Raw genomic sequence first — 251 nt, 5'->3', positions numbered from 1 at the left:
CGCACGGATCGCGTCTTCCTTCGTGGGACTGTGCGCGGACCACTCTTCCTCGAAGTCGAGAATCGCCCGCGCCCGCTCGCTCAACACGGTGCTCATCCCCCGAGGCTATCCCGCCGAGCGAACAAGCTTTCGCCGAACGGACATGAAATAACGTAGGCGTTCGCGCAAAGCTTGTTCGTTCGGCGTCAGAGAGCCGCGATCCAGCCGCCGAGCGGGTCCACCTCCGCGAGCGGGCGACCGTCGATGGCGAG

At 65.3% G+C, this 251-nt stretch carries 1 protein-coding gene; it reads right to left on the bottom strand.

Annotated elements, in window-relative coordinates; translation table 11 throughout:
* Positions 1-96: DUF3263 domain-containing protein (locus SB660_RS22400; protein ID WP_410584674.1), on the bottom strand; the 96-nt coding region annotated here is incomplete at its 3' end.
* Positions 97-251 lie beyond the last annotated feature (155 nt).

Source organism: Bacillus sp. SIMBA_005, assembly GCF_046535585.1.
Lineage (GTDB): Bacteria > Bacillota > Bacilli > Bacillales > Bacillaceae > Bacillus > Bacillus pumilus.
This window is presented reverse-complemented; position numbering and strand designations above follow the sequence as displayed.